The organism is Mesorhizobium sp. M5C.F.Ca.IN.020.32.2.1, from assembly GCF_004023105.1.
GTDB lineage: Bacteria > Pseudomonadota > Alphaproteobacteria > Rhizobiales > Rhizobiaceae > Mesorhizobium > Mesorhizobium wenxiniae.
The window spans coordinates 1-1,076 of the sequence record NZ_RZSX01001342.1; the positions used below are offsets into that span (position 1 = coordinate 1).

The 1,076-nt window shown below is 60.2% G+C and carries 2 protein-coding genes; both read right to left on the bottom strand.

The annotated features are described in order from the left end of the window. The coding region (locus EOA86_RS35825) for a phosphate ABC transporter permease family protein (RefSeq protein WP_206630247.1) at positions 1-400 on the bottom strand (400 nt) is incomplete at its 3' end. A 117-nt stretch (positions 401-517) separates the two neighbouring features. Beyond that, a partial coding sequence (locus EOA86_RS35830; protein ID WP_206630248.1) for a substrate-binding domain-containing protein occupies positions 518-1,076 on the bottom strand: 559 nt, incomplete at its 5' end.

Below are 1,076 nucleotides of genomic sequence, written 5' to 3' on the forward strand. Positions count from 1 at the left end.
AGGCGGCCCAGATGATCCAGGTGCTGGTCGTATGGATCGATTTGTAGACGGCGGCAGCCGCCTCTTTCGTGGGATCGGCGAAGCCGACAAGCCCGCCAAAGGCCATCGCGCGAGCGTCGCGGATGAAAGCTTCGACCTGCGGAATGCCCATTCCCGACAATTCGGTGGAGAAGCGGTCGGCAATGATCGACGATTCAATTCCCGGCGTGACCAGCGACCACAACATGATCGCAAGCAGCGCGGGACCGGCAGCAAAAAGCGCCAGAAACATGCCATGTTGGCCAGGCAGCGAATGCAATCGCGCGACGTCGCCATTGACACTGGCAATGGCGCGTCTCCGGCCGATCAAATAGGCCGCAGCTGCCAGAACCAACAGAAGAACAACGAGATAACCGACCATGATTCAGGACGTCCCCACCGCCGGTCATTCACCGGCTCAAAGCACGGGACCTTGGTCCCGCGCTTTGGGCTTTAGAGCATGAGGGTCAGAGCGGATATACGCCCGGACCCCGAAACCTCAGGAACCCATGCCCTTCAGGGCCTTGGCGTTTTCGGCCCACTTGGCGCGCTCGGCGTCCGGCAGCGGGATCAGGCCCTTGTCGGCCAGATAACCATCAGGACCCCATGCACCTTCCGAGGTGTACTCGGCGATGAATTCCTGCATGCCGGGGATGACGCCAACATGCTCCTTCTTGGCATAGACATAGAGCGAGCGGGAAACGCCGTAATCGCCGGATGCGATGTTCTCGAAGGTCGGCTCGACGCCGTCGACTTTATGGCCCTGCAGCTTGTCGGCGTTCTGGTCAAGGAACGAGAAGCCAAAGATGCCGAAGGCATTGGGGTTGGCTTCCAGCTTCTGGACGATCAGATTGTCGTTTTCGCCGGCCTCGACAAAAGCGCCGTCTTCGCGGATCTCGCCGCAGCCCTTTTCATTAGCCGACTTCACTTCTTCCTGACAGGCCGCGTCCATGACGAGTTCGACGAACGCATCGCGCGTGCCGGATGTCGGCGGCGGGCCAAGCACTTCGATCTTTGTCGCGGGAAGCGACGCATCGACATCCGACCAGTTCTTGTAG